Raw genomic sequence first — 26173 nt, 5'->3', positions numbered from 1 at the left:
CTCCATGTCAGACCCCCGCTACACCCCGCTCCGCGAGCGACACGACGCGCTCGGCGCCTCGTTCACCGACTTCGGCGGGTGGCAGATGCCGGTGCGCTACACCTCCGACCTCGCCGAGCACCACGCGGTCCGCCAGGCCGCCGGCATCTTCGACATCTCCCACATGGCCGAGTTCCAGGTCACGGGCGACTTCGCCGGGGAGTTCCTCGACTACGCCCTCGCCGGCCGCATCTCGACGATGCCCGTCGGCAAGGCCAAGTATTCGCTGGTCCTGGCCGACGACGGCGGCATCATCGACGACGTCATCGCCTACCGTCTGGCCGACGACCGCTACCTCGTGATCGCGAACGCCGGCAACCGCGGCTTCGTCGATGCGGCCTTCGCGTCGCGGGTGCGCTCGTTCCCGTCAATCCTCGAGCGCGAGACGCCTGAGCGCGCCGAAGGGGAGGAGCGCAGCTTCGCCGGATTCCTCGGAGACCGCGGCGTCGACGTCGAGGACGTGTCAGATGCGTTCGCCCTGATCGCCGTGCAGGGTCCGGCGGCGGAGCGCATCCTCGCCGAGACCGCGGGCATCGACGCGCTGAGCGTGCCCTGGGCCGACCAGCGTTACTACGCCTGGGCCGAGGCCGAGTTCCGGGGTGCGCATCTGCTGATCGCCCGGACGGGCTACACCGGCGAGGACGGCTTCGAGCTCCTGGTGCGCGCCGACGACGCGACCGCGCTGTGGGACGCGGTGCTCGAGGCCGGCCGCCCGCACGGACTCGTGCCGGCGGGACTCGCCGCCCGCGACACTCTGCGCCTCGAGGCGGGAATGCCCCTCTACGGACACGAGCTGAGTCGCGAGACCACGCCCGCGCAGGCGGGCCTCGGCCGCGTGGTCGCCGCCGACAAGCCGAGCTTCGTCGGCAAGAACGCCGCCGCCGCGGATCCCGACGCTCCCGTGCTGGTCGGCCTCGTCGCCGAGGGAAAGCGCGCGGGTCGGGCGGGTTACGCGGTCGTCTCGGAGTCAGGTGATCCGCTCGGCGAGATCACCAGCGGCGCGCTGAGTCCCACCCTCGGTCATCCGATCGCGATGGCCTACGTCTCGCCCGAGTCCGCCGACGAGGGAACCGCCGTATTCCTGGATGTGCGGGGGACCAGGATCCCCGCCACCGTGACCGCTCTGCCTTTCTACCGGAGGACGAAATGACCGATCTCAACGCACTGCACTACACCGACGAGCACGAGTGGATCGCCGCGGACCCTTCGTCGGGCTCAGAGACCCAGGTGGCGACCGTCGGCATCACCGACTACGCGGCCGACAAGCTCGGTGACGTGGTCTTCGTCGAACTGCCCGAGGTCGGCACCGAGGTCACGGCCGGCTCCGTGGTCGGCGAGATCGAGTCGACCAAGTCGGTCGGCGAGCTCTACGCACCCGTCTCCGGCACCATCGTCGAGATCAACGACGCCGTGGTCGACGACCCGTCGCTGGTGAACTCCGAGCCGTTCGCCGCGGGCTGGTTGATCAAGGTCTCGGTCGCCGACGGCGCCCTCGACGGACTCCTCGACCGTGACGCGTACGTCGCGCTGACGGAGGGCTGATCCCGCGTGGTCTCCTTCGCCGATCGTCACATCGGAACCACCGCCGACGCCCAGCGCCGAATGCTCGACACCCTCGGGTTCGACGCCGGGCTCGAGGAGTGGGAGCCGGTCGAGGCGCTGATGCGCCAGGCCGTGCCCGCCTCGATCTTCACCCCGAACCCCGCATCAGCATCGGGCTCGGGCTCGGGGAGCAGAGCATCATCCCCGCTGCCGCGAGCGAGACCGAGGCGCTGCAGGAGCTCCGTGCACTCGCCGCGCAGAACACCGTCAACCGCCCGATGATCGGCCTCGGCTACTACGGCACCATCACCCCGCAGGTGATCCAGCGCAACGTGCTCGAGAACCCGTCCTGGTACACGGCGTACACGCCCTACCAGCCGGAGATCTCGCAGGGCCGGCTCGAAGCCCTCATCAACTTCCAGACCATGGTCGCCGACCTGACGGGCCTGTCGACCGCGAACGCGTCGATGCTCGACGAGTCCACGGCCGTCGCCGAGGGGATGCTGCTGGCGCGCCGCGCCTCGAAGTCGAAGAGCGCCGTGTTCGCGGTCGACGCCGACGCGCTCCCGCAGACCAAGGCGTTGCTGGCGACCCGGGCCGACGCAGTGGGCGTCGAGCTCGTGCCGGTGGACTTCGCCGCGGGCGAGGAGCTGCCGGCCGAGCTGTTCGGCGTCTTCGTGCAGTACCCCGGTGCGTCCGGTCGCGTGTGGAACCCGGCGGCCGTCATCGACGCCGCGCACCTCGCCGGCGGTCTCGCGGTGGTCGCGGCCGATCTGCTCGCGCTCACGCTGATCGCCTCGCCCGGCTCGCTGGGCGCCGATGTCGCCGTGGGCACGACGCAGCGCTTCGGCGTGCCGATGGGCTTCGGCGGACCGCACGCCGGCTACATGGCCGTGCGCGCCGGGCTCGAGCGTCAGCTGCCGGGTCGCCTGGTCGGCGTCTCGGTCGACGCCGACGGCCGGCCCGCGTACCGCCTCTCGCTGCAGACGCGCGAGCAGCACATCCGTCGTGAGAAGGCGACGAGCAACATCTGCACCGCGCAGGTGCTGCTCGCCGTGATGGCGTCGATGTACGCGGTGTACCACGGCCCCGACGGGCTGCAGGCGATCGCGCGCGAGGTCGCGACCAAGACGGCACTGCTGCGCGACTGGCTGGTCGAGGCCGGAGCCGAGGTCGTGCACGAGGCGTTCTTCGACACGCTGCAGGTGCGGACGTCCGGTCGGTCCGACGCTCTCGTGGCACAGGCACATGATGAGCACGGCATCCTGCTGCGCGCCGTCGACGCCGACACGGTCGGCATCGCGGTCGATGAGACCACGACGACCGCCGAGCTGCACCGGGTCGCGATGGTCTTCGGCGGAGCGCAGGAGCGCGTCTTCGGCTTCGGCGACGGATACGACTCGCTCCCGGCCGAGCTGCGGCGCGAGGAGGAGTTCCTCACGCACCCGGTGTTCCACGCGCACCGCAGCGAGACCGCCATGATGCGGTATCTCAAGAGCCTCGCCGACCGCGACTACGCGCTCGACCGTGGCATGATCCCGCTGGGCTCGTGCACGATGAAGCTCAATGCGGCGACCGAGATGGCCGCCATCACGTGGCCGGAGTTCGCCGGCATCCACCCGTTCGCCCCAGCATCCGATGTCACCGGCTACCTCGAGCTGATCGATCAGCTCGAGGCGTGGCTGGCCGAGGTCACCGGCTACGACGCGGTCTCGCTGCAGCCGAACGCCGGGTCGCAGGGCGAGCTCGCCGGGCTCCTGGCGATCCGCGGCTACCACCTCGCCAACGGCGACGACCAGCGCACCGTGTGTCTGATCCCGTCGTCCGCGCACGGCACGAACGCGGCCTCCGCGGTGCTCGCGGGCATGAAGGTGGTTGTGGTCGCCTGCGATGACCTGGGCAACGTCGATCTCGACGACCTGCGCGCGAAGATCGCCGCGCATGCCGAGCAGCTCTCCGCGCTCATGATCACGTACCCCTCGACCCACGGCGTGTACGAGCAGGACGTGGTCCAGATCACCTCCGCCGTGCACGATGCCGGAGGACAGGTGTACGTCGACGGCGCCAACCTGAACGCCCTGCTCGGGTACGCCCGGTTCGGCGATCTGGGCGGCGACGTCTCGCACCTCAACCTGCACAAGACGTTCGCGATCCCGCACGGCGGCGGCGGACCCGGCGTCGGTCCCGTGGCCGCCAAGGCGCACCTCGCCCCTTTCCTGCCCTCGCACCCGCTCGCGCAGCGCGCCGAGCACGCGGGCGGATTCGTGTTCGATGGCGGCGTCGTCTCGGCCGCTCCCTACGGCTCGGCCGGCGTGCTGCCGATCTCGTGGGCGTACGTGCGCATGATGGGCGCCGATGGGCTGCGTCGTGCCACCGCGGCGGCCGTGCTCTCGGCCAACTACATCGCCGCGCGCCTGGCCGATCACTACCCGGTGCTGTACGCGGGCGAGAACGATCGCGTCGCGCACGAGTGCATCCTCGACCTGCGTCCGCTCAAGGAGGCCACGGGCATCACGGTCGACGACGTGGCCAAGCGCCTGATCGACTACGGCTTCCACGCGCCGACGATGTCGTTCCCCGTCGCGGGCACCCTCATGGTCGAGCCCACCGAGTCGGAGGACCTCGCTGAGATCGAGCGCTTCATCGAGGCGATGATCATGATCAAGGCCGAGGCCGACGCCGTGGCGGCAGGTCGGTGGCCTGCGCACGACAACCCTCTCGTGCACGCGCCGCACACGGCGGTCTCGCTGATCTCGGGGGAGTGGGACCACGCGTACACGCGCGAAGATGCCGCCTACCCGGTGCATGCGCTGGTCGCCGGCAAGTACTGGCCGCCGGTGCGCCGGATCGATCAGGCGTACGGCGACCGCAACCTGGTCTGCGCGTGCCCGCCGATCGAGGCCTTCGCCTGAGCACAGCATCTCGGCGTGTTTCACGGACGTTAACGTTGGTCACCACTCAGTAACGGTTGATTAGCCGAATGGGACGTCCGTGAAACCCCGGGTTACGCTCAGATATCCCTACGCGCTCGACGATGAGCGCGCAGATTGTTCGACAGTCCAGGAGGACACAATAGTGAAGCGCAACAAGATCGCCCTTGCGGGCACCGCGCTGTTCGCGATCGGCGCCCTGGCGCTCGCGGGCTGCGCGAGTGGCGGCAACGGCAACGACTCGGGTGACGACGCCAGCGCTGCGGCAAACGCAGACGCCATCATCACCACGAACGGCTCCGAGCCCGAGAACCCGCTGATCCCGACCAACACCAACGAGGTCGGCGGCGGCAAGATCCTCGACGAGATCTTCGCCGGTCTCATCTACTACGACGCCGACGGCAAGCCCGTCAACGACGTGGCCGAAGAGATCACGACCGAGGACCCGCAGAACCTCACCGTCAAGATCAAGGAAGGCCTGACCTTCACCGATGGTGAAGAGGTCACCGCCGACAACTTCATCAAGGCGTGGAACGAGGGCGCCAAGCTCTCGAACGCTCACCTCTCGAGCTACTTCTTCGAGGACATCGAGGGCTTCAGCTACGACGAGGACTCAGAGCTCACGGGTCTGCAGCAGGTCGACGACTACACCTTCACGATCGCGCTGAACAAGCCGGCCTCCGACTTCGCTCTGCGCCTGGGCTACTCGGCGTTCTACCCGCTCCCGGACGTCGCGTTCGAGGACATGGAGGCCTTCGGCCAGAACCCGATCGGCAACGGCCCGTACATGATCGACGGCGCCGACGCGTGGCAGCACGACGTGCAGATCGACCTCGTGCGCAACGACGACTACGACGGCGGACGCAAGGCCGCCAACGGCGGTCTGACGATCAAGTTCTACGCCACGCAGGAAGCGGCCTACGCCGACCTGCTGTCGAACGAGGTCGACGTCATCGACGCGATCCCGACGAACTCGCTCCCGGTCTTCGCCGACGAGCTCGGCGAGCGTGCTGTGAACCAGCCCTCTGCCGTGTTCCAGTCGTTCACCATCGGCCAGTTCCTCCCGCACTTCAGCGGCGAAGAGGGCCAGCTGCGTCGTCAGGCGCTGTCGATGGCGATCAACCGCGAAGAGATCACCGAGACCATCTTCTCGGGCACCCGCACCCCGGCAGCCGACTTCACCTCGCCGGTCATCGCCGGCTGGTCGGACTCGGTCCCCGGTAGCGAGGTTCTCGACTACGACCCCGAGAAGGCAAAGGACCTGTGGGCCGAGGCCGACGCCATCTCGCCGTGGGAGGGTGACTTCAAGATCGCCTACAACTCCGACGGCGGACACGACGCCTGGGTCGACGCAGTGAGCAACAGCATCAAGAACACGCTCGGCATCGAGGCATCCGGTGACCCGTACCCGACCTTCCAGGATCTGCGTACCAAGATCAACGACCGCAGCATCACCACCGCTGCGCGTTCGGGCTGGCAGGCCGACTACCCGGGTCTGTACAACTTCCTCGGACCGCTCTACGCCACGGGCGCCGGTTCCAACGACGGTGACTACACGAACCCTGAGTTCGACGACCTCATCTCGGCTGGCATCAGCAACCCCGACGCCGACGCGCAGATCGAGGACTTCACGAAGGCTCAGGAGATCCTGTTCCAGGACCTTCCCGCGATCCCGCTGTGGTACTCCAACGTGACCGGTGGCTTCAGCGAGAACGTCGACAACGTCACGTTCGGCTGGAACTCGGTTCCGCTGTACTACGAGATCACGAAGGCCGGCGAGTAAGTCTGACGGCACTCCACCTGTGAGGCGGTGACGATTCGTCGTCACCGCCTCACAGGCTTGTGTTCACGTCGCTTTCTTTCCCCTCAAGAAGGGACAAGCGGATGCTCGGTTACATTCTGAGACGTCTTCTGCAGGTGATCCCGGTCTTCTTCGGAGCCACCCTGCTCATTTACTTCCTCGTGTTCGCCATGCCCGGCGACCCGATCCTCGCGCTGTTCGGCGACAAGACCCCCAGCCCGGCGGTCGTCGCTCAACTGCGCGAGCAGTACCACCTGAACGATCCGTTCATCGTGCAGTACTGGTACTACATCACCGGTGTGTTCCAGGGTGACCTCGGCACCACCTACTCCGGCCGGCCCGTCTCCACGGTCCTCGCCGCGACGCTTCCGGTCACCGGCCGTCTCGCGATCATGGCGATCGGCATCGAGTTCGTGCTGGCCATCGTCATCGGCACCGTCTCGGCGCTGCGCAAGGGGAAGCTGTTCGACAACGTGTCGCTCATCGTGGCGCTCGTCGCGATCGCGATCCCGATCTTCGTCGTCGCATTCCTCGCGCAGTACTTCCTGGCGATCCAGCTCGGCTGGTTCAAGCCGACCGTGGGGGCCGACAATGACTGGGGCGGCCTCTGGCTGCCGGCGATCGTGCTCGGCTTCAGCCTCTACGCCGTGAGCATGCGCCTGATGCGCAGCTCGGTCATCGACACCCTGAATCAGGACTGGGTCCGCACGGCGTACAGCAAGGGCCTCTCGCGCAACCGCGTGCTCCCCGTGCACGTGCTGCGCAACTCCCTGATCCCGGTGATCACCAACTCGGCCACCAACTTCGGAGTGCTTCTCGTCGGCGCGACCGTCACCGAGGGCATTTTCAACGTGCCCGGCGTCGGCAACACGCTCTTCGAGGCCATCCGCCGTGGTGAAGGACCGACCGTCGTCTCGTTCGTGACGGTGTTCGTCATCCTGTACGTGCTGGTCAACCTGTTCATCGACCTGCTCTACGGTCTGCTCGACCCGAGGATTCGCTATGCCTGATCCCACCACTCAGAAGCACTACGTCGCTCCCGTCGAGACGGAGTCGATCGCGGTCGACGCCATTCGCATCTCCGACAAGCCCAGCAACCTCTGGCGCGATGCGTGGCAGGATCTGCGTCGCCGTCCGCTGTTCTGGTTCTCGGTGGTGCTCGCCCTCGTCTTCCTGGTGATGGCGCTGTGGCCCACGCTGTTCACCTCGACGCCGCCGAACGCGGACTGCCAGCTGTCGAACAGCAACGGCGGTCCGACCGACGGGCATCCGCTGGGGTTCACGTTCCAGGGCTGCGACATCTACGCCCGCATCGTCTGGGGATCCCAGACCTCGCTGGCCGTCGGCCTCATCGCCACGCTGATCGCATCGACCCTCGGTCTGATCATGGGAGCCCTCGCCGGTTTCTACGGCGGATGGCTCGACTCGGTCCTCTCGCGCGTCGGCGACATCTTCTTCGCGATCCCGTACATCCTCGCGGCTGTCGTCGTGATGACGGTGTTCAAGGATTCCCGCTCGGTCTGGACCCTTGCGCTCGCCATCGGCGGGTTCGCCTGGGCGTCCACGGCTCGAGTCGTGCGCGCAGAGGTGCTCCGCGTGCGCCAGGCGGACTTCGTCATGGCCTCGCAGGCGCTCGGACAGTCGAAGTTCAAGATCCTCCTGAACCACGTGGTCCCCAACGCGATCGCGCCGCTGCTGGTGGTCTCGACGCTGGGGCTCGCCGCGGCGATCGTCGCCGAGGCGACGCTGTCGTTCCTCGGAGTCGGTCTGGGCAGCGACGTGATGTCGTGGGGCAATGACATCAGCAAGGCTCAGGCCTCGCTTCGGGTCGCTCCGATGGCACTCATCTATCCGTCGATCGCGCTGACTCTCGCGGTGCTGGCGTTCGTCACCCTGGGTGAGCTCATCAGAGACGCCCTCGACCCGAAGGCGAGGGCACGCCGATGAGCGAGCGCATCACCGAACAGACCCCGCTGCTGAGCATCCGCGACCTCACCGTCGCGTTCCGCACGCAGGAGGGGCTGCGTGAGGTCCTCCACGGAATCAGCTTCGACGTCATGCCCGGCGAGACCGTCGCGATCGTGGGCGAGTCCGGATCGGGCAAGTCCACGACGGCCACGGCCATCGTGAACCTGCTTCCGGGTACGGGACAGATCACGGCCGGCTCGGTCACCCTTGACGGACGCGAGCTCACCACGCTCGGCCGTCGCGAGATCGAGGCTGTCCGCGGTCGCGACATCGGCTTCGTGCCGCAGGACCCGATGTCGAACCTCAACCCCGTCTGGAGCATCGGCTTCCAGGTCAAGGAGGCGATCCGTGCGAACGGCATCGCTCAGGGGCGCGCTGCCGCCAAGGCCCGCACGGTCGAGGTGCTGCAGCAGGCGGGTCTGGCCGACGCCGAACGACGTCTGCACCAGTTCCCGCATCAGTTCTCGGGCGGAATGCGTCAGCGTGCGCTGATCGGGATGGGCCTCGCGGCCGACCCGAAGCTGCTCATCGCCGATGAGCCGACCTCGGCGCTCGATGTCACGGTGCAGCGTGTGATCCTCGATCACATGGCCTCGCTCACGCGAGACAAGGGCACCTCGGTGCTGCTCATCACGCACGACCTCGGCCTCGCGGCCGAGCGCGCCGACAAGATCATCGTGATGAACGGTGGCAACATCGTCGAGGCGGGCCCCAGTAGGGAGATCCTCGAGAACCCGCAGCACCCGTACACGAAGCGTCTGGTCGCCGCGGCGCCCAGCGTCGCCTCGCAGCGCATCCAGGCGGTGGTGGAGGACCGGGGCATCGAGACGCTCGAGGATCTCGCCGACATCCCGCCGACGGTGCGCGTGGCCGGGCTCACGAAGGACTACAAGATCCGTCAGGGCGGCTTCCGCAGCGAAGACTTCCGTGCCGTGGACGACGTGAACTTCGAGATCCCGCGCGGCAAGACGCTGGCGCTGGTGGGGGAGTCCGGCTCGGGCAAGTCCACCGTCGCCAAGATGGTGCTCAAGCTCGAGGAGCCCACCAGCGGCACGATCGAGATCGACGGTCAGGATGTGTCGCGGCTGTCGAACGCCCAGGCGTTCGGCCTGCGTCGCCGCATGCAGCCGGTGTTCCAGGACCCCTACGGGTCGCTGGACCCGCTGCGCAACATCGGCAACACGATCTCGGAGCCCCTGCAGATCCACGGCGTCGGTGACCGCGCGTCGCAGCGCGAGCGGGTCGAGGAGCTCCTCGATCAGGTCTCGCTGCCCCGTGTGCTGGCCACCCGGTACCCGAACGAGCTGTCCGGAGGTCAGCGACAGCGCGTCGCGATCGCCCGCGCGCTCGCGCTCAAGCCCGACATCATCGTCCTCGATGAGGCCGTGTCGGCGCTCGACGTGCTGGTGCAGGACCAGGTGCTGCAGCTGCTGGCCGAGCTCCAGTCGGAGCTCGGGCTCACGTACCTGTTCATCACGCACGACCTCGCCGTCGTCCGCGTGTCGAGCGACCTCGTGTGCGTCATGGAGAAGGGCAAGATCGTCGAGCAGGGCACCGTCGACGAGATCTTCGCCAACCCGCAGCAGGAGTACACGGATCGTCTGCTGAAGGCGATCCCCGGTGCCTCGATCACCCTCGGCGGTCACGGACAGTGACCTCGCCGGATCGCTCGGAGGGCGCGCACACGTATCGCGCGTCCTCCGGGCCGGTGGTGATGGTGCTGACCTCACTGCTGGCGCTGTTCCTGCTCGGCGACACCGCCGTTCGGGGCAGCCTCGCGCAGCTGCTGCTGGTCGCGCCGTGGGTGCTGCTGGCGCTGTGGGCGGTGTACGAGCTAAGCTTCGTGTCGCACGTGCGCGTGGACGACGACGGGGTGACCGTGCAGAACATGCTGCGTCGCACCACGTTCGGCTGGGCGCGGGTGCGCGACATCGACCTGCGCTGGCAACTCGAGTTCTCGCTCGACGACGGCCGCACGATCGCCTGCTACGGCGGACCCGCGCGCGCCCGTCCGACGCGCAGCCGCATGCGCGAGGCGGAGGAGACTCCGAAGGCGCCGGCCGGTATCCGCGACCTCACGGACATCCGTGATCGCTGGCAGGAGGCGACCGGTGCCGACGCGCCGATCCGCCGCGGCTGGGACGGCCCGGCGCTGATCGCCCTCTGCGTGCTCGCGGCCTGGGCTGTCGCTGCCGTGCTGATCGCCGGCGCGTGAGTTGCGTCCGAGCCCGCGCCTAGCCCGGGAGCCCGAACAACTCCGGCCAGGTCGCCGCCGCCCACGGGTAGCCCACGAAGACCGTCGCGTCGATCAGGAAGTGCGCGACGAGGAACGGCATCAGCCGTCCGGAGCGCTGGAACAGCCATCCGAAGAGCAGTCCCATCGCGAGGTTGCCGATGAAGGCGCCGGGGCCCTGGTACAGGTGGTAGCTGGCGCGCAGCACCGAGGTGGCGATGATGATCGGCCACGGACCCCAGCCGAGCTGGCGCAGGCGCGCGAACAGGTAGCCGAGCACCACGAACTCCTCCTGCAGCGACGCGCGTGCGGCGGCGAGCAGCAGGATCGGCACGGTCCACCAGTGCGTGTCGAGACCGGCCGGATTGACGGCGACGAACAGTCCGAGCGCGCGACCGACGATGTAGAGGCCGAGCCCGGGGACGCCGATCGCCAGCACCAGCAGCACACCGCGCCCGGTGTCGGCGCCGACGCGCGTGCCGTCGAGCCCGAGCTGCTGCAGATGCGGGCGGCGTGCCTGCCACAGCAGGAAGCAGACGAGCACGACGGGAACGAGCGAGAAGCCGATCGACAGCACCTGGTAGATCAGGTCGAAGATCTCACGATCGCTGCGCGAGGGGTTGAGCGTCGCCGTCTGATCTGCCAGCGGGGTCGTGTCGGTCAGTCGATACGCGAGCTGCACTACGGCGTACACCGCGGACTGGCCGAGACCGAGCGCGAGGACGATCGCGATCTCCCACCACAGGCGACGTCGCGAGGGAGCGGGGGTGAGGTCGACGGTGGTCACGATGACGATCGTACTTCGCGCGCTCAGGAACGAGTCGTCCGCATACGATAGTCTGGAACGTCGGCTTCTCGGCAAAACCCCACACTTTTAGGACATCTGCATGGCGCACGCCCTTCGCTCTGACCTCCGCAACGTCGCAATCGTCGCGCACGTCGACCACGGCAAGACCACCCTCGTCGACGCCATGCTGCGTCAGACCGGCTCCTTCGGAGAACACGCCCACGTCGACGAACGAGCGATGGACTCGAACGACCTGGAGCGCGAGAAGGGCATCACGATCCTCGCCAAGAACACGGCGATCACCTACAAGGGCGTCCACGCCACGGACGGCGAGGTGACGATCAACGTGATCGACACCCCCGGCCATGCCGACTTCGGCGGCGAGGTCGAGCGCGGCCTGTCCATGGTCGACGGCGTCGTGCTGCTCGTCGACGCGAGCGAGGGCCCGCTGCCCCAGACCCGCTTCGTGCTGCGCAAGGCGCTCGAGTCGAAGCTCCCCGTCATCCTGCTGGTCAACAAGACCGATCGTCCGGATGCCCGCATCGCCGAGGTTGAGGAAGAGGCACACGACCTGCTTCTCGGACTCGCCTCCGACCTCGTCGACGACGTGCCCGACCTCGATGTCGACGCGCTGCTCGATGTCCCCGTCGTGTACGCCTCCGGCCGCGCCGGCGCCGCCTCGCGCAACCGCCCCGCCGACGGGTCGCTTCCCGACAACGACGACCTCGAGCCGCTCTTCGAGGCGATCCTCCAGCACGTCCCCGCTCCCTCGTACGACGATGAGCACCCGCTGCAGGCCTGGGTCACGAACCTCGACTCCAGCCCGTTCCTCGGTCGCCTCGCGCTGCTCCGCGTCTTCAACGGCACGCTGAAGAAGGGCCAGACCGTGGCCTGGGTCCGCGCCGACGGCACCCACCAGAACGCGCGTATCACCGAGCTCCTCAAGACCCGCGCGCTCGAGCGCTACCCGGCCGATTCGGCCGGCCCCGGCGACATCGTCGCGATCGCCGGTTTCGGCGACATCACCATCGGCGAGACGATCGCCGACCCCGACGACGTCCGCCCGCTCCCCGCGATCACGGTCGACGACCCCGCCATCTCGATGACGATCGGCACCAACACCTCGCCGCTGATGGGCAAGGTCAAGGGCCACAAGCTCACCGCGCGCATGGTCAAGGACCGTCTCGACAAGGAGCTCATCGGCAACGTCTCGCTCAAGGTCGTCGACATCGGACGCCCGGATGCGTGGGAGGTGCAGGGCCGCGGTGAGCTGGCCCTCGCCATCCTCGTCGAGAACATGCGTCGCGAGGGCTTCGAGCTCACCGTCGGCAAGCCGCAGGTGGTCACCAAGAAGATCGACGGCAAGACGCACGAGCCGTTCGAGCACCTCACGGTCGACACACCCGAGGAGCACCTCGGCGCGATCACCCAGCTGCTCGCGAACCGCAAGGGTCGCATGGAGAACATGACCAACCACGGCACCGGATGGGTGCGCATGGAGTTCATCGTCCCGTCGCGCGGCCTGATCGGCTTCCGCAGCGAGTTCCTCACCACGACCCGCGGCACCGGCATCGCGAACGCGATCTCGCACGGCTACGAGCCGTGGGCAGGTTCCATCACGACGCGTCAGAACGGCTCGATCGTCGCCGACCGTCAGGGCGTCGTCACCCCGTTCGCCATGATCGCCCTGCAGGAGCGCATGTCGTTCTTCGTGCAGCCCACGCAAGAGGTCTACGAGGGCATGGTCATCGGCGAGAACTCGCGCGCCGACGACATGGACGTGAACATCACCAAGGAGAAGAAGCTCACCAACATGCGTGCAGCCAGCTCCGACACGTTCGAGTCGATGACGCCGCCGCGTCAGCTCACGCTCGAGGAGAGCCTCGAGTTCGCGCGCGACGACGAATGCGTCGAGGTCACCCCCGAGGTCGTCCGCATCCGCAAGGTCAACCTCGACGCGAACACGCGTGCCCGCGAGACCTCGCGTCTCAAGAAGCAGGACGCCAACGCCTGATCTGAACCGCAGTGCAGAGGGCCCCATCCCGCCGATTCGGCGTTGGTGGGGCCCTCTTCTCATGGAATGCCCAGGTCAGGGATATATTTCGTTCAGGTTCATGCGGCAGAATCGAACACTTGCGCTCGGCGAGTCGGCTCCCGATGAGTCGCCCTGCCCGCAGGTCCGAGCGCTCGACGACCCGAAAGTCGATTCTGTGCTTCATCATCACCACACCCGCGCTTCTCAGCGCGCCGTCGCGATGGCGGACGCCCACTCCGCCGTCCGCGCCCGACGCCCGATGCTGCTTCTCACCACCCTCACCGGCGCCCTCCTCGGCGTCACGCTGACTGTGGGCGCCGTCTCCGCGCCTGCGGCAGCCGCTGAGCGTGCCAGCGGCGGACCGGCCGAACTCGCCGTCGCCTCCGTGTCGTCGACGGCACCTTCGCTGCGCGAGATCTCCGACGCCGCTGCGACAGCGCACGCCGAGGCCGCCCGGACGGTCGCCGAGGCGGACGCCCTCACCGCTGCGGTCGCAGCGGCCGGTCTTCCGCTGGGCACGGTTCCGACGACGATCGACACGGCGGGACTCAGGAGCGATGTCGAGGAACTCGCCGATCGCTCGGAGGTGCCGCCTCTGGTGCTGAGCGACCTGACCGAGGATGCTGTCGCCGACACCGTCGACATCCAGACGCGCACCGCCGTCCTGCAGCAGGTGTTCGGCGCCGCGCAGGCGCAGAAGGCTGCCCAAGACGCGGAGCGCGCCGCCGCCGAGCAGGCCGCTGCGGCCGCGGCCGCTCTCGCTGCGGGCAACACTGTCGAGGGAGCCAAGGCGACCGCTCGGGATCTGGCGTCGAGCCGTTACGGCTGGGGCTCCGACCAGTTCTCGTGCCTCAGCTCGCTGTGGAACAAGGAGTCGGGCTGGAACTACCAGGCGTACAACTCCGACGGCGGTGCCACCGGCATCCCGCAGGCGCTGCCCGGCAGCAAGATGGCATCGGCCGGCAGCGACTGGCAGACCAACGCCGCCACGCAGATCTCGTGGGGGCTCGACTACATCGACCGCGCCTACGGATCGCCCTGCAGCGCCTGGGGCCACTCGCAGGCCATGAACTGGTACTGAGTGCCTTCGACCGTGAACATCTGGCTTTGACGCCCGCGACACGACGAGAGCCCGCCCCGACCGGGGCGGGCTCTCGTCGTCTCAGCGCAGTTCCGAGATGAGCACGGCGCTGGTGCCGGCGACGGTCGCCTCGAAGATGTGCGGCACATCGCCGGGGTAGGAGAGGTAGTCGCCGGGACGCAGCACGATCGGCGCGTCCACGGGGCCGATCCGTGCTTCTCCGGCGATCAGGATGACGTGCTCGGTGGTGCCCGCGTGGTGCGGGTCAGAGCGGCGGGGGTCGCCGGGTTCGGCCTGGATGACGTACAGGTCGCGCCGCGCGCCCGGCGGGCTGGCCGACAGCAGGCTCGCGCTGTAGGCGGCGGCAGACGAGGGGACTCCGGCGAGGTCGGCCGCCCGGATGAGCGTCGGTGCGTTCGCCTGCTGGTCGACGAGCACGGCGAACGGCACGCCGAGCGCGACTCCCAGGGCCCACAGCGTCTCGACGCTCGGATTGCCGGCTCCGCTCTCGAGTTGCGAGACCGTCGCCTTCGAGATGCCGGCTCTCCGGGCGAGCTCCGACACCGAGAGTGAGGCAGCCTCGCGCTCTCGGCGAAGGGTGCGGGCGATGCGAGTGCGGAGATCCTCCATTCGTTCATCATGCCAAACGATCGTTCGCTTGACTATGCATCTGCCGCTGTTCAGAATGATCATCATGTGTTCAGCGGATCGAACGGAAAGAGTGGTGCGCCATGACGCCTGAGCGCGAGGTGTGGCGCGAAGCGCTCGGTGTGGTCCTCGCCACCAGCGCCTACGGGGTCTCTTTCGGGGCACTCGCCGTCGCGTCGGGTCTCGACGTCTGGCAGACGTGTGTGCTGAGCCTTTTGATGTTTACCGGTGGATCGCAGTTCGCCTTCGTCGGCGTGTTCGCGGCGGGCGGCGTCGCGGCGCTCCCGTCGGCCATCGCTTCGGCCGTGCTGCTCGGCGTCCGCAACGTCGCCTACGGTATGCGCATGTCGCCGATGATCGGCGGGGGAGCACTGCGCCGGGCTGCGGCGGCGCACTTCACGATCGACGAGTCGACCGCGGTCGCGATCTCTCAGAATGATCCGCGTCTGCGCCGCGTGGGGTTCTGGGTCACCGGCGTGGGAATCTTTCTAGGCTGGAACATCACCACGCTCATCGGTGCGCTCGTCGGAGACGTGCTGGGTGATCCTCGCGCCTGGGGGCTGGATGCCGCGGCCGCCGCCGCATTCCTGGCGCTGTTGTGGCCGCGGCTGAAAGAGCGCCAGGCCATCGCGGTGGGGATCGCGGCCGCCGTCGTCGCCGCGTCGCTCACGCCGTTCCTGATGCCGGGCCTCCCGGTGCTGCTCGCCGCCGTCGTGGCGATCGTCGTCGGGTGGTTCAACTGGCTCGGGCGTCCGCCGCAGACATCCACCGTCGGCCGGGTGGCGACGTCGTGAGTGTGTGGAGTGCGATCCTTCTCGCCGCCCTCGTCTGCCTGAGCCTGAAGGCCGTCGGTTACCTGGTCCCGCCGAAGGTTCTCGAGGCGCCGCGGCCGGCCCGCATCTCCGATCTGCTGACCGTGGCGCTGCTGGCCGCGCTCGTCGCCGTGCAGACCCTGGGTGCGGGGCAGGCGATCATGGTCGACGCCCGGGTGCCCGCCCTCCTCGTCGCGGCGGGTCTGCTGTGGCTGCGGCAGTCGTTCCTGGTCGTGGTGGTCGCCGCGGCGCTGGTCGCGGCTCTGCTGCGACTCTTCGGGCTGGCTGTCTGAGCGGCCGCCGGTCACTCGCGCAGGTGTCGCCGGGGCCACGCCGGTAGAATCGACCCGTGCGCGTCAGCTGGTGGTCCAAGGTGTTGTCGTGGGTCGCTGCGGCCCTCGTCGGCGGCGTGTACGGCATCGCCGGCACCATCGCCCACAGCCTCACCTGGGGGATCATCCCCGTAGGGCTGATCGTGGGGGCGATCGCGTGTGCCGCGATCCTGATCGCCGTCCGCGCCCTGACGCATGATCGAGGCGCCGCGCTGGCCGCCGGTCTGGGGATGATCGGCATGCTTCTGGTCATCTCGGGCGTCGGCCCGGGAGGATCCGTGGTCGTGGAGGACACCCTTGCCGGGCGCATCTGGACGTATCTGGTGGCCGGGCTCGTGCTGCTCGTGGTGGCCTGGCCGTCGTTCTCGCGGCTTCCCGCCCGCACCGAAGCCGCGCTGCCCGTCGCGCCCGCTGAGGATGCACCGGTGATCACCGCGGTTCCCGGCGCTCCGGGCGCGATCCCGGGAGCGTCTTCGCAGGAGAGCGGCGTCCGCGAGTCGTAGACTGGTGGGGTGACGTATGTGATCGCCCTCCCGTGTGTCGATGTGAAGGATCGTGCCTGCATCGACGAATGCCCTGTGGACTGCATCTACGAGGGCGAGCGGTCGCTGTACATCCACCCGGACGAGTGCGTCGACTGCGGCGCGTGCGAGCCGGTGTGTCCCGTCGAGGCCATCTACTACGAGGACGACCTACCCGACGAGTGGCAGGACTACTACAAGGCCAATGTGGAGTTCTTTTCCGAGATCGGCTCGCCCGGTGGGGCGGCGAAGGTCGGCGTGTACGCGTTCGATCACCCGGTCATCGCTGCGCTGCCTCCTCAGGGCGAGTAGGCGCTCGTGAGCGTCCGTGACCTGGCCGACTACCCGTGGGACGCCGTCGTCCCGTTCCGTGAGCGCGCGACGCAGCATCCCGACGGACTGGTCGATCTGTCGATCGGCTCTCCGGTCGATCCGACCCCCGAGGTCATCCGGCGTGCTCTCGCCGAGGCGACCGACGCGCATGCCTACCCCCAGACCGTCGGTACGCCGGCCGTCCGTGAGGCGATCGTCGAGTGGTACGCGCGGCGCCGCGGCGTGCCGGACCTGACGGTCGACAACGTCCTGCCGACGATCGGCTCCAAGGAACTGGTCGCCCTGCTTCCCACGCTCCTCGGACTGGGAGAGGGCGACATCGTGGTGCACCCCCGCGTCGCGTACCCCACCTACGAGGTCGGCGCCCGCACGGCCGGTGCCATCCCGCTCGCGGCCGATGATCCTGCCACCTGGCCCGAGGGCACCAAGCTCATCTGGATCAACACCCCCGGCAACCCCGACGGACGCACCTGGACGGTCGACGAGCTCGCGGCCGCCGTCCGTCGCGCGCGTGAACTCGGGGCGGTGCTCGCGAGCGACGAATGCTACGCCGAGCTCGGCTGGGACGGCCCGTGGGCGTCGGAGCCCGTGCCGTCGATCCTCGACCCGCGGGTCACCGACGGACATCGCTCGAACCTGCTCAGCGTGTACTCGCTGAGCAAGCAGTCGAACCTCGCCGGCTACCGGGCGGCGTTCGTCGCCGGGTGCGCACGCATTGTCGGTGAGCTGCTGACGGCCCGCAAGCACCTCGGCCTCATGCCTCCCGCACCGATTCAGCACGCGATGGCGGTCGCCCTCGGCGACGACGGCCACGTGGCCGCGCAGAAGGAGCTCTACCGCGAGCGTCGCGCCCTGCTGCGCCCGGCGATCGAGTCGGCGGGCTTCCGCATCGACGGCTCCGAGGCGGGCCTGTATCTCTGGGCGACCGAAGGCCGCGACGCGTGGGAATCCCTCGCACGGCTCGCCGACCTCGGCATCCTGGCCGGCCCCGGCCCCTTCTACGGGGCGGATTCGGCAGAGCACATCCGCCTCTCCCTCACGGCGCCCACCGACCGGGTCGCGGAGGCCGCCCGTCGCCTGGACGACACGCGCCTGTAGCTTTCCTCAGCGGCGCCGCGCGTCCGCTTGGCGGATGTCACAGTAGGCCTGAGCGCCTACTAGGCTGTAAGAGCGATTCGGTCGTGCTCCGACCATGCGGCATTCGTGCCGAGACATCGCCAGTTCCGGCATGAGATGAGATTTGGCTGACACCGACGCGACACGCGGGCGGTCAGAGACGACCCAGGAGGTCCGCGTGAGTGCAGCGGCAGACCAGCAGGCTACGGCGAAGCTGACCATCGGCGAGACCACCGCAGAGTTCCCGCTCGTGCACGGCACGGCCGGGAACAGCAGCATCGACTTCTCGACGCTGACCCGTCAGACCGGGTACACCGGGCTCGACTACGGCTTCGTCAACACGGCGTCGACGAAGTCCGACATCACCTTCATCGACGGCGATCAGGGCATCCTGCGCTATCGCGGCTACCCCATCGAGCAGCTCGCGGGCACCACCAGCTACCTCGAGGTCGCCTGGCTGCTGATCTACGGCGAGCTGCCGTCGGCGTCGGAGCTGGCCGAGTTCGACGAGAAGATCCGTCGTCACACGCTGCTGCACGAGGACCTCAAGCGCTTCTTCTCGGCGCTGCCGCACACCGCGCACCCGATGTCGGTGCTGTCGTCGGCTGTCGCCGCCCTCTCGACCTACTACGAGGGCCAGACCGATCCGCACAACCCCGAGCACGTCGAGCTGAACATGGTCCGCATGCTCGCGAAGCTCCCGGTGATCGCGGCCTACGCGCACAAGAAGAGCGTCGGGCAGGCGTTCCTGTACCCCGACAACTCGCTCGGGTTCGTCGAGAACTTCCTCAAGCTGAACTTCGGCGTGCTCTCCGAGCCGTACGAGATCAACCCGGTCATGACCAAGGCGCTCGAGCTGCTGCTGATCCTGCACGAGGACCACGAGCAGAACGCGTCGACCTCGACCGTCCGTCTCGTCGGATCCACGGGGGCGAACCAGTTCGCCTCGATCTCCGCCGGCATCCAGGCCCTCTCCGGCCCGCTGCACGGTGGCGCCAACGAGGCCGTGCTGACGATGCTCGGCCAGATCCGCGACTCCGGCCAGAGCGTCTCGCGCTTCGTGGAGCGGGTGAAGAACAAGGAAGAGGGCGTGAAGCTGATGGGCTTCGGGCACCGGGTCTACAAGAACTACGACCCCCGCGCCAAGCTCGTCAAGGACGCCGCCGACGAGGTGCTCTCGTCGCTGGGTGTGACCGACCCGCTGCTCGACCTCGCAAAGGAGCTCGAGGAGCTCGCACTGGCCGACGACTACTTCCGCGAGCGTCGCCTGTACCCGAACGTCGACTTCTACACCGGCGTCATCTACAAGGCGATGGGCTTCCCCACGCGCATGTTCACGGTGCTCTTCGCGATCGGCCGTCTGCCGGGCTGGCTCGCTCAGTGGCGCGAGCTGCAGCTCGACCCGCAGACCAAGATCGGTCGCCCGCAGCAGCTGTACACGGGCTCGCCTGCGCGCGACTTCCCGACCCGCTGACCATCGGCGGTCTGGCGTCGGAGACGTCCCCACGCAGAAGAAATGCGGCGTGCCCCCGAGGAGACACGCCGCATTCGCGTTCGTGGTGAGCGTCGCGGGTCAGCGACCCTGAGCGCTGCGTCCGCCCTGACGGCTCGGGCCGCCCTGACGCGAGAAGCCGGCTTGTCCGCCCTGGCCGCCACCCTGGCCACCGGCACGAGGACGGCGACGACGGGCGGGGGGAGTGGTCGCGCTGGAGCGCTCGCCACCGGCAGGGCGCTGCTTCGCGGCACGCTGCGGCTGCTGCGCCTGGACCGGAGCCGGACGCACGTGCGGGGCGCGCTCGGGGACGAGCCCCGTGATGGCCTCGGTCGTGGCGTTCTCGAGTGCCGCCGTGATGGCCGCCTTGCGCAGGAGGTCCTTCACATCGCGACGCTGCTCGGGGAGCACGACGGTGACGACGGTGCCGGCAGCACCCGCGCGAGCCGTACGGCCCGAACGGTGCAGGTACGCCTTGTGCTCCATGGGCGGGTCGACGTGGACGACGAGATCGACGTTGTCGACGTGCACGCCACGGGCGGCGACGTCGGTGGCGACGAGCACGCGCACGCCACCCTCGTCGGGATCCGACGAGAAGGCGCTGAGGTTGCGCTCGCGGGCGTTCTGCGACAGGTTGCCGTGCAAGTCGACGGCGGGGATGCCCGCGGCGGTCAACGACTTGGCGAGCTTCTTCGCCTGGTGCTTGGTGCGCGTGAACAGGATGCGACGTCCGGTGCCCGAGGCGAGCTCGCGGACCAGGGCCGTCTTGTCGTCGGTCGAGTCGACGACGAGCACGCGGTGCGTCATCTCGCCGACGGGCACGCTCTCTTCGTCGACCTCGTGGCTGACCGCGTTCGAGAGGAAGCGGCGGGCGAGCGTGTCGATGCCGCGGTCCAGCGTGGCGCTGAACAGCAGACGCTGTCCGCCGGCCGGGGTCGCGGTGAGGATGCGGGTGACGCCGGGCAGGAAGCCGAGGTCGGCCATGTGGTCGGCCTCGTCGAGCACGGTGACCTCGACGGCGTCGAGCTGGACGACCTTCTGCTTCATGAGGTCTTCGAGACGGCCGGGGCATGCCACGACGATGTCGACGCCGCTGCGCATGGCCTGCTCCTGCGGACGCTGGCTGACGCCGCCGAACACGGTGGTGACGCGCAGGCCCTTGGCCGCGGCGAGAGGCGCGATGGTCGCGGCGATCTGCGTGGCGAGCTCGCGGGTCGGAGCGAGCACGAGACCACGCGGGTGGCCGGCGCGGCTGGAGCGCGACGAGGCGGCGAGGCGCGAGACGAGCGGAAGCGCGAAGGCGATGGTCTTTCCGCTGCCGGTGCGACCGCGACCGAGCAGGTCACGGCCGGCGAGCGAGTCGGGAAGCGTGTCGCGCTGAATCGCGAACGCCTCGGTCTTGCCGTCCTTCGAGAGAACGGCGGCGAGGTCGGCGGGCACGCCGAGATCGAGGAAGGAAGTCATGAAGTATCTCCGAGATTGCACGCACGGACGAAAGTGCCGGGTGCGGGAAGGTGGGCGACGGCGCGGGATCGCGCATCGTTTCGCCGTTCGAAATGGCCAGAACCGGATGAGTGGCACGGGAGCGTGTCGACGACGCAGACGTCTCGCATCGCGAGGAGCGTCATCTCGACAGTACCACGCCCATCCGGACGGACCCTGTGCGCCGCACTCAGCGCGCGCCGCACAGGCTCGTTCGGGTGTTCTCAGGCGTGCAGGGCCTCGTTCAGGGTGACGCCGACGCCCGCACGGCGGACGGCTTCGACAGCCCCGCTGAGCGAATTGCGCCGGAAGAGCAGTCCGTTCTGACCAGAGAGCTCGCCGCCCTTGACGGTCTTCTTTCCGCCGTCGGCCGTGGTCGGGCCGTCGACCAGCACGATCTTGGTGCCTGCGGTGACGTAGAGTCCGGCCTCGACGACGCAGTCGTCGCCGAGGGAGATGCCGATTCCCGCGTTCGCGCCGAGGAGCGTGCGGGCGCCGATGGAGACGCGGTGGGTGCCGCCGCCCGACAGGGTGCCCATGATCGAGGAGCCGCCGCCGATGTCGCTGCCGTCGCCGACCACGACGCCCTGCGAGATGCGTCCCTCCACCATCGAGGCGCCGAGCGTGCCGGCGTTGAAGTTGACGAAGCCCTCGTGCATCACGGTGGTGCCGGGGGAGAGGTGTGCGCCGAGACGCACGCGCGAGGCATCGGCGATCCGCACGCCGGCCGGCTGCACGTAGTCGGTGAGGCGCGGGAACTTGTCGAGTCCCTGCACCTGGATCCCGGCGCGCTGCAGTTGCGGACGCAAACGGTTCGCGTCGTCGGGGTGCACGGGGCCGGCGTTCGTCCAGGCGACGTTCGGCAGGTGACCGAAGATGCCGTCGAGGTTCAGCTCGTTCGGCCGTACGAGAAGGTGCGAGAGGGCGTGCAGGCGCAGGTAGGCGTCGGCGGTCGATGCCGGCGCGGCATCCAGATCGATCTGCAATGCCACCGTCTCGACGGTCACGGCACGACGCGCGTCCGAGCCGGCGAGCGAGGAGAGAGCGGAGGCGGCGTCGTCATCCGGCAGCGCGCCCGATCCCAGCTGCGAGTACCAGGCATCCAGGACGGTGCCGTTCTCGGCGATCGTGGTCAGTCCGACACCCCAGACGCTGCGCGATTCAGTCATGCCTCCACGCTATCTCGAACCCCGGCGCCGCCACCGCCGCATGACGACGTGTCCGGGAGGGCGCCGAGGGGCCGCAACTAGGCTGGGGGCATGGTGCTCGATCTCACTGCCTCCTCGCTCGACCTCACGCGCGCGATCTGCGACATCCCCAGCGTCTCCGGTGACGAGAAGCGCCTGGCGGACGAGATCGAGGCGGCGGTCAGTCCGCTTCCTCACCTCGAGGTCATCCGCCACGGCAATACCATCGTGGCTCGTACGAACCTCGGCCGCGCTCAGCGGGTCGCGATCGCCGGGCACATCGACACGGTGCCGATCAACCACAATCTGCCGACGCGCGACACCCAGATCGACGGCGTCGGGTACCTGTGGGGCCGGGGCACGGTCGACATGAAGGCCGGCACCGCGGTGCAGCTCAAGCTCGCCGCCGAGATCACCGATCCCGTGGTCGACATCACCTGGATGTGGTACGACAACGAGGAGGTCCAGGCGTCGAAGAACGGCCTGGGTCTGCTGGCCGCCGTGAGACCCGATCTGTTCGAGGCGGACTTCGCCATCCTGGGGGAGCCGTCCAACGGCGAGGTCGAGGGGGGATGCAACGGCACGCTGCGCGCGATCGTGCGCACCGTCGGAGTCCGCGCCCACAGCGCCCGCGCCTGGATCGGCGAGAACGCCATCCACCGTGCCGCCCCCATCCTCACGCGCCTGGCGGAGTACCGTGCGAAAGAGGTCCTGGTCGAGGGCCTGCTGTATCGCGAGAGCCTGAGTGCCGTGCGCATCTCGGGTGGCGTCGCCGGCAATGTCATTCCCGACGCCTGCGAGGTCGAGGTCAACTACCGCTTCGCCCCGAACAAGTCCGCCGCCGACGCCGAGGCGCACGTGCGGGCTGTCCTGGCCGGCTTCGACCTCGAGATCACCGATGCCGCGGAAGGCGCGCGTCCGGGGCTCGACGCTCCCATCGCCCAGCAGTTCGTCGCCGCGGTCGGCGCCGTGCCGAAGCCGAAGTACGGATGGACCGATGTGGCGCGGTTCTCGGCCCTCGGCATCCCCGCGGTCAACTACGGCCCCGGTGACCCGCATCTGGCCCACCACGACGAGGAGCGTGTCCCGGTGGCGCAGATCGACGCCGTCGAGCACGGCCTTCGCGCATGGCTCACCGCGCGCTGACCCTCATCCGCCGCTGGGCAGAGCTGCCCCTCGCCGTCCGCATCGCGATCCTCTACCTCGCCGCGCGCGTGGTCACGAGTCTGTTCTTCGTGCTCGCCGCGACTCTGTCGACGTCGCTCTCACGGATCGGTGTCGGCGCCGGCCTGGGCGACTTCGTCTTGGCGTGGGATGCGCAGTGGTACTGGCTGATCGCCGAGAGCGGGTACCCCAGCGACCTGCCGGTGACCGAGTCGGGCGACGTGGCCGAGAACGCCTGGGCCTTCATGCCGGTCTTCGCGTTCGTGGCGAAGGCGGTCGGTCTGGTCTTCGGCTCGTGGGGCGTCGGCGCCTTCCTGGTCTCCTTCGTGGCGGGGTACTTCGCCTGCCTCGCCCTGCACCGTCTGCTGCGTGATCGCATCGGCGCGGGGGCGGCGACGTGGGCCGTGGTGTTCTTCGCCTTCGGCCCGCTGGCCGCGATGTTCCAGGTGGGCTACGCCGAGACCCTTTTCCTGATGCTCCTCTTCTTGGCGCTCGACGCCGTCGCCCGTCATCGCTACGTCTGGCTCTACCTGCTCGTTCCGGTGATGGCGTTCACGCGCCCCGGCATCCTGGCCTTCGCTCTGTATCTGGGCCTCCACGGCGTCCTGCGCTGGGTTCGCCGGCGCGAGCAGCCGCTGCGCTCCGTCGAGGCCGTGCATATCGTCACGCTCGGTGCGCTGGCGACCGTGGCCGGGTTCTCCTGGCAAATCATCGCCGGCATCGTCACCGGCGATGCCGGGGCCTACCTCGAGACGGAGCTCGCGTGGCGTCGGCACTGGGTGGTCGGCGGCGTCGAGCATTTCCTGCCCTTCGAAGGATGGGTGCAGGCGTCGCAGTTCTGGTTCGGGCAGTGGGGCCTGCCGACCTGGGCGGGGCCCGTCGCGCTCGTCCTGCTGGTCTCCACCGCGGGGCTCGCCCTGCTGCGCTCGCCGCAGGTGCGTGCGCTCGGAGTTGACCTGCGACTGTGGAGCGCGAGCTACCTGCTCTACCTGCTCGCCGTGTTCTTCCCGCAGTCGAGCACGTTCCGACTGCTGCTGCCGATCAGTCCGCTCTGGGGAGCGGTAGCGGTTCCGCGATCCACGGCGTGGCGCATCGGCGTGCTGGTGGTCGGTCTCGCCGGTCAATGGCTCTGGATCTACCACATGTACGCGCTCGGCAACACTTTCTGGCAGGTGCCCTGACGGTGACGCGCGGGTGCATTTCTTCACACGTGACATCCAGGGTCGCGTTGTACCCGATAAACTCATCACATACCACCGAGGGAAAAGGAGCCACGATGGCAGCGATGAAGCCGAGGACCGGAGACGGACCCATGGAGGCCGTCAAGGAAGGGCGACTCATCATCGTGCGTGTTCCGCTCGAAGGCGGCGGCCGACTGGTCGTCTCCGTGAACGACGCCGAGGCCAAGGAGCTTCACGACGTGCTTGCCGCCGTCGTGGCTCCGGCCTGATGTACCTGGATCCTTCCTGACGGATCCGAAGAGGGCGATGGATCATCCGATCCATCGCCCTTCTTCGTGTGCGCCCGGTGCCGGGGGCCGATCAGCTCCGTGAGGCGAGGCTGACCAGCTGGAGCAGTCCCTCGCCGGAAGTGGAGACCGTGGCGAGCACGGCCGAGGACTCCTGGGTCTCCTGCACGAGGGAGCGGTACGCCGAAGTGATCTCGTCGCGCTGCACCGGGTCGGCCACGCGGCCTCCGGCCAGCACGCGGGGCACGAGGACCATGCCGCCGGCGCGGGCCAGTCGCAGTCCGTGCTCCACATATTCGATCACGTTCTCAGGATCGGCGTCGACCAGGACGATGTCATATGAGGCCTCGTTCATGCGGGGGAGCACGTCGGCCGCCCGCCCGGTGATGAACCGCGCCTTCGTCGGGGGCACCCGCGCGTCCGCGAACGCCTGACGGGCGGCCGCCAGGTGCTCGCGCTCGTTGTCGATCGAGGTGAGGACCGCCTGCGGCGCGCCGCGCAGCATCCACAGGCCCGACACGCCGGCGCCGGTTCCGATCTCGACGATCGATCTGGCGCCGGTCGCGGCGGCCAGCACGGCGATCTGCGAGCCGACGGCGGGGCTCACCGGGGCGGCGCCGAGCTCGATCGCGTGGGCGCGAGCGCGCGCGATGGCGTCGGGTTCGACGATGGACTCGCGGATGAACCGCGCGTTCGCGTCATGTTCGCTCATGCCTGAGTCTCCTAGCTGGACGGTGAGTGTTTCCAGGATATTCGTTCGGTGTGCACCGGCAGCGCAGGCGCGGCGGTAGCCTGGACAGATGCAGTTCGGGCTCACTTTCGAGAAGCTGTTGCTTATCGGTCTCATCGTGGTGCTCATCGTCGGCCCGGATCGTCTTCCGCAGGTCGCCGAGGGGTTCGCGCGCATGGTCCGAAAGGCCGGCGAGTATCTTCGCGACACCAAGTCGAAGATGCGCGACGAGATGGGCCCCGAGATGGACGACGTCGACTGGCGCAAGCTCGACCCGCGTCAGTACGACCCTCGCCGCATCATCCGTGAGGCCCTGCTCGACACCCCGGCCCCCGCCGCTGCGGCTGCGGCCACCGCGCAGACCACCATCGCCGAGCCTCCGCTCTCCCGCGCACCGCAGGTGTTCTCCGCGACGAACAAGCCCCCGTACGACGTCGAAGCCACGTGAGCCCGGCCGGCTCTGGTCCGGCTC

24 protein-coding genes and 1 pseudogene are annotated in these 26173 nt (G+C 68.7%); 20 read left to right on the top strand and 5 right to left on the bottom strand.

Features of this window, described 5'->3' with window-relative positions; translation table 11 throughout:
• Positions 1-4: 4 nt before the first annotated feature.
• The 8 genes and pseudogenes from AC2D10_RS05220 (at position 5) to AC2D10_RS05185 (ending at position 10495) form a co-directional block, all read left to right on the top strand.
• Positions 5-1189, top strand: coding sequence for a glycine cleavage system aminomethyltransferase GcvT (locus tag AC2D10_RS05220; RefSeq protein WP_484710909.1), 1185 nt, complete (start codon positions 5-7; stop codon positions 1187-1189).
• Positions 1186-1581, top strand: coding sequence for a glycine cleavage system protein GcvH (gene gcvH, locus AC2D10_RS05215; protein ID WP_484710907.1), 396 nt, complete (start codon positions 1186-1188; stop codon positions 1579-1581). Before AC2D10_RS05220 ends, gcvH begins: the two co-directional genes overlap by 4 nt.
• 60 nt (positions 1582-1641) lie before the next feature.
• Positions 1642-4493: pseudogene (gene gcvP / locus AC2D10_RS05210) on the top strand (aminomethyl-transferring glycine dehydrogenase).
• A 163-nt stretch (positions 4494-4656) separates the two neighbouring features.
• The gene (locus tag AC2D10_RS05205; protein WP_484710906.1) at positions 4657-6294 is read left to right on the top strand and encodes a peptide ABC transporter substrate-binding protein; all 1638 of its coding nucleotides are present in this window, start codon (positions 4657-4659) and stop codon (positions 6292-6294) included.
• A gap of 101 nt (positions 6295-6395) precedes the next feature.
• Positions 6396-7322, top strand: a complete 927-nt coding sequence (locus tag AC2D10_RS05200; protein ID WP_484710905.1) for an ABC transporter permease — start codon at positions 6396-6398, stop codon at positions 7320-7322.
• Positions 7315-8259 (top strand): ABC transporter permease, encoded by a 945-nt coding sequence (locus AC2D10_RS05195; protein WP_484710904.1) that lies wholly within the window; start codon positions 7315-7317, stop codon positions 8257-8259. The genes AC2D10_RS05200 and AC2D10_RS05195 overlap by 8 nt, the downstream gene beginning before the upstream one ends.
• The gene (locus AC2D10_RS05190; protein ID WP_484710903.1) at positions 8256-9935 is read left to right on the top strand and encodes a dipeptide ABC transporter ATP-binding protein; all 1680 of its coding nucleotides are present in this window, start codon (positions 8256-8258) and stop codon (positions 9933-9935) included. Before AC2D10_RS05195 ends, AC2D10_RS05190 begins: the two co-directional genes overlap by 4 nt.
• Positions 9932-10495 (top strand): PH domain-containing protein, encoded by a 564-nt coding sequence (locus tag AC2D10_RS05185; protein WP_484710902.1) that lies wholly within the window; start codon positions 9932-9934, stop codon positions 10493-10495. The genes AC2D10_RS05190 and AC2D10_RS05185 overlap by 4 nt, the downstream gene beginning before the upstream one ends.
• A gap of 19 nt (positions 10496-10514) precedes the next feature.
• Here AC2D10_RS05185 and AC2D10_RS05180 read toward each other — a convergent pair whose 3' ends face one another.
• The gene (locus tag AC2D10_RS05180) at positions 10515-11300 is read right to left on the bottom strand and encodes a CPBP family intramembrane glutamic endopeptidase (RefSeq protein ID WP_484710901.1); all 786 of its coding nucleotides are present in this window, start codon (positions 11298-11300) and stop codon (positions 10515-10517) included.
• Between the two features lie 100 nt (positions 11301-11400).
• On the opposite strand from AC2D10_RS05180, the gene typA reads away from it, so the two are divergent.
• Both typA and AC2D10_RS05170 read left to right on the top strand, forming a co-directional pair.
• On the top strand, positions 11401-13314 hold the full coding sequence (gene typA, locus AC2D10_RS05175) for a translational GTPase TypA (RefSeq protein ID WP_484710900.1): 1914 nt from the start codon (positions 11401-11403) through the stop codon (positions 13312-13314).
• Positions 13315-13510: 196 nt separating this feature from the next.
• Positions 13511-14416 carry an aggregation-promoting factor C-terminal-like domain-containing protein gene (locus tag AC2D10_RS05170; protein ID WP_484710898.1) on the top strand — a complete coding sequence of 302 codons (906 nt, stop codon included), beginning with the start codon at positions 13511-13513 and terminating at the stop codon, positions 14414-14416.
• Positions 14417-14497: 81 nt separating this feature from the next.
• On the opposite strand, the gene AC2D10_RS05165 is transcribed toward AC2D10_RS05170, so the two are convergent.
• Positions 14498-15046 (bottom strand): helix-turn-helix domain-containing protein, encoded by a 549-nt coding sequence (locus AC2D10_RS05165; RefSeq protein ID WP_484710897.1) that lies wholly within the window; start codon positions 15044-15046, stop codon positions 14498-14500.
• 101 nt (positions 15047-15147) lie between these two features.
• Between AC2D10_RS05165 and AC2D10_RS05160 the strand changes: the two genes are divergently transcribed.
• The 6 genes from AC2D10_RS05160 (at position 15148) to AC2D10_RS05135 (ending at position 19652) form a co-directional block, all read left to right on the top strand.
• Positions 15148-15858, top strand: a complete 711-nt coding sequence (locus AC2D10_RS05160) for an AzlC family ABC transporter permease (protein WP_484710896.1) — start codon at positions 15148-15150, stop codon at positions 15856-15858.
• Positions 15855-16169, top strand: coding sequence for an AzlD domain-containing protein (locus AC2D10_RS05155; RefSeq protein WP_484710894.1), 315 nt, complete (start codon positions 15855-15857; stop codon positions 16167-16169). Before AC2D10_RS05160 ends, AC2D10_RS05155 begins: the two co-directional genes overlap by 4 nt.
• A 56-nt stretch (positions 16170-16225) precedes the next feature.
• Entirely contained in the window at positions 16226-16711 is a 486-nt protein-coding gene (locus AC2D10_RS05150; protein WP_484710892.1) for a histidinol dehydrogenase, read from the top strand.
• A 9-nt stretch (positions 16712-16720) separates the two neighbouring features.
• Positions 16721-17041: a ferredoxin gene (gene fdxA / locus AC2D10_RS05145; protein ID WP_484710890.1), complete on the top strand. Its 321-nt coding sequence runs from the start codon at positions 16721-16723 to the stop codon at positions 17039-17041.
• A 6-nt stretch (positions 17042-17047) separates the two neighbouring features.
• A complete protein-coding gene (gene dapC, locus AC2D10_RS05140) occupies positions 17048-18160 on the top strand; it encodes a succinyldiaminopimelate transaminase (protein ID WP_484710888.1) in 1113 nt (370 codons plus the stop codon).
• Positions 18161-18356: 196 nt separating this feature from the next.
• The gene (locus AC2D10_RS05135; protein ID WP_484710885.1) at positions 18357-19652 is read left to right on the top strand and encodes a citrate synthase; all 1296 of its coding nucleotides are present in this window, start codon (positions 18357-18359) and stop codon (positions 19650-19652) included.
• Positions 19653-19751: 99 nt separating this feature from the next.
• On the opposite strand, the gene AC2D10_RS05130 is transcribed toward AC2D10_RS05135, so the two are convergent.
• Positions 19752-21134, bottom strand: coding sequence for a DEAD/DEAH box helicase (locus AC2D10_RS05130; RefSeq protein WP_484710884.1), 1383 nt, complete (start codon positions 21132-21134; stop codon positions 19752-19754).
• A gap of 242 nt (positions 21135-21376) precedes the next feature.
• A complete protein-coding gene (gene dapD / locus AC2D10_RS05125) occupies positions 21377-22321 on the bottom strand; it encodes a 2,3,4,5-tetrahydropyridine-2,6-dicarboxylate N-succinyltransferase (RefSeq protein WP_484710883.1) in 945 nt (314 codons plus the stop codon).
• Between the two features lie 90 nt (positions 22322-22411).
• Here dapD and dapE point away from each other — a divergent pair, with 90 nt between their 5' ends.
• From dapE to AC2D10_RS05110, 3 genes are all read left to right on the top strand, one after another.
• A complete protein-coding gene (gene dapE, locus AC2D10_RS05120; protein ID WP_484710881.1) occupies positions 22412-23485 on the top strand; it encodes a succinyl-diaminopimelate desuccinylase in 1074 nt (357 codons plus the stop codon).
• Positions 23467-24684 carry a hypothetical protein gene (locus tag AC2D10_RS05115; RefSeq protein ID WP_484710879.1) on the top strand — a complete coding sequence of 406 codons (1218 nt, stop codon included), beginning with the start codon at positions 23467-23469 and terminating at the stop codon, positions 24682-24684. Before dapE ends, AC2D10_RS05115 begins: the two co-directional genes overlap by 19 nt.
• A 95-nt stretch (positions 24685-24779) precedes the next feature.
• Positions 24780-24953: a DUF3117 domain-containing protein gene (locus AC2D10_RS05110; RefSeq protein ID WP_017203323.1), complete on the top strand. Its 174-nt coding sequence runs from the start codon at positions 24780-24782 to the stop codon at positions 24951-24953.
• Between the two features lie 91 nt (positions 24954-25044).
• On the opposite strand, the gene AC2D10_RS05105 is transcribed toward AC2D10_RS05110, so the two are convergent.
• Positions 25045-25683, bottom strand: coding sequence for an O-methyltransferase (locus AC2D10_RS05105; RefSeq protein ID WP_484710876.1), 639 nt, complete (start codon positions 25681-25683; stop codon positions 25045-25047).
• Between the two features lie 88 nt (positions 25684-25771).
• On the opposite strand from AC2D10_RS05105, the gene AC2D10_RS05100 reads away from it, so the two are divergent.
• Positions 25772-26149: a twin-arginine translocase TatA/TatE family subunit gene (locus AC2D10_RS05100; RefSeq protein WP_484710874.1), complete on the top strand. Its 378-nt coding sequence runs from the start codon at positions 25772-25774 to the stop codon at positions 26147-26149.
• Positions 26150-26173 lie beyond the last annotated feature (24 nt).

The organism is Microbacterium sp. PI-SA-G (genome assembly GCF_057215335.1).
Note: the sequence above shows the minus strand (reverse complement) of the source record. Positions and strands in the feature narration are given on the sequence as shown.

Excerpts from the sequence above, each read along its gene's own strand:
- AC2D10_RS05220 (WP_484710909.1), top strand. The coding sequence starts at position 5 with ATGTCAGACCCCCGCTACACCCCGCTCCGCGAGCGACACGACGCGCTC.
- gcvH (WP_484710907.1), top strand. The coding sequence starts at position 1,186 with ATGACCGATCTCAACGCACTGCACTACACCGACGAGCACGAGTGGATC.
- AC2D10_RS05200 (WP_484710905.1), top strand. The coding sequence starts at position 6,396 with ATGCTCGGTTACATTCTGAGACGTCTTCTGCAGGTGATCCCGGTCTTC.
- AC2D10_RS05195 (WP_484710904.1), top strand. The coding sequence starts at position 7,315 with ATGCCTGATCCCACCACTCAGAAGCACTACGTCGCTCCCGTCGAGACG.
- AC2D10_RS05190 (WP_484710903.1), top strand. The coding sequence starts at position 8,256 with ATGAGCGAGCGCATCACCGAACAGACCCCGCTGCTGAGCATCCGCGAC.
- typA (WP_484710900.1), top strand. The coding sequence starts at position 11,401 with ATGGCGCACGCCCTTCGCTCTGACCTCCGCAACGTCGCAATCGTCGCG.
- AC2D10_RS05165 (WP_484710897.1), bottom strand. The coding sequence starts at position 15,046 with ATGGAGGATCTCCGCACTCGCATCGCCCGCACCCTTCGCCGAGAGCGC.
- AC2D10_RS05160 (WP_484710896.1), top strand. The coding sequence starts at position 15,148 with ATGACGCCTGAGCGCGAGGTGTGGCGCGAAGCGCTCGGTGTGGTCCTC.
- AC2D10_RS05130 (WP_484710884.1), bottom strand. The coding sequence starts at position 21,134 with ATGACTTCCTTCCTCGATCTCGGCGTGCCCGCCGACCTCGCCGCCGTT.
- dapD (WP_484710883.1), bottom strand. The coding sequence starts at position 22,321 with ATGACTGAATCGCGCAGCGTCTGGGGTGTCGGACTGACCACGATCGCC.
- dapE (WP_484710881.1), top strand. The coding sequence starts at position 22,412 with ATGGTGCTCGATCTCACTGCCTCCTCGCTCGACCTCACGCGCGCGATC.
- AC2D10_RS05115 (WP_484710879.1), top strand. The coding sequence starts at position 23,467 with ATGGCTCACCGCGCGCTGACCCTCATCCGCCGCTGGGCAGAGCTGCCC.
- AC2D10_RS05110 (WP_017203323.1), top strand. The coding sequence starts at position 24,780 with ATGGCAGCGATGAAGCCGAGGACCGGAGACGGACCCATGGAGGCCGTC.
- AC2D10_RS05105 (WP_484710876.1), bottom strand. The coding sequence starts at position 25,683 with ATGAGCGAACATGACGCGAACGCGCGGTTCATCCGCGAGTCCATCGTC.
- AC2D10_RS05100 (WP_484710874.1), top strand. The coding sequence starts at position 25,772 with ATGCAGTTCGGGCTCACTTTCGAGAAGCTGTTGCTTATCGGTCTCATC.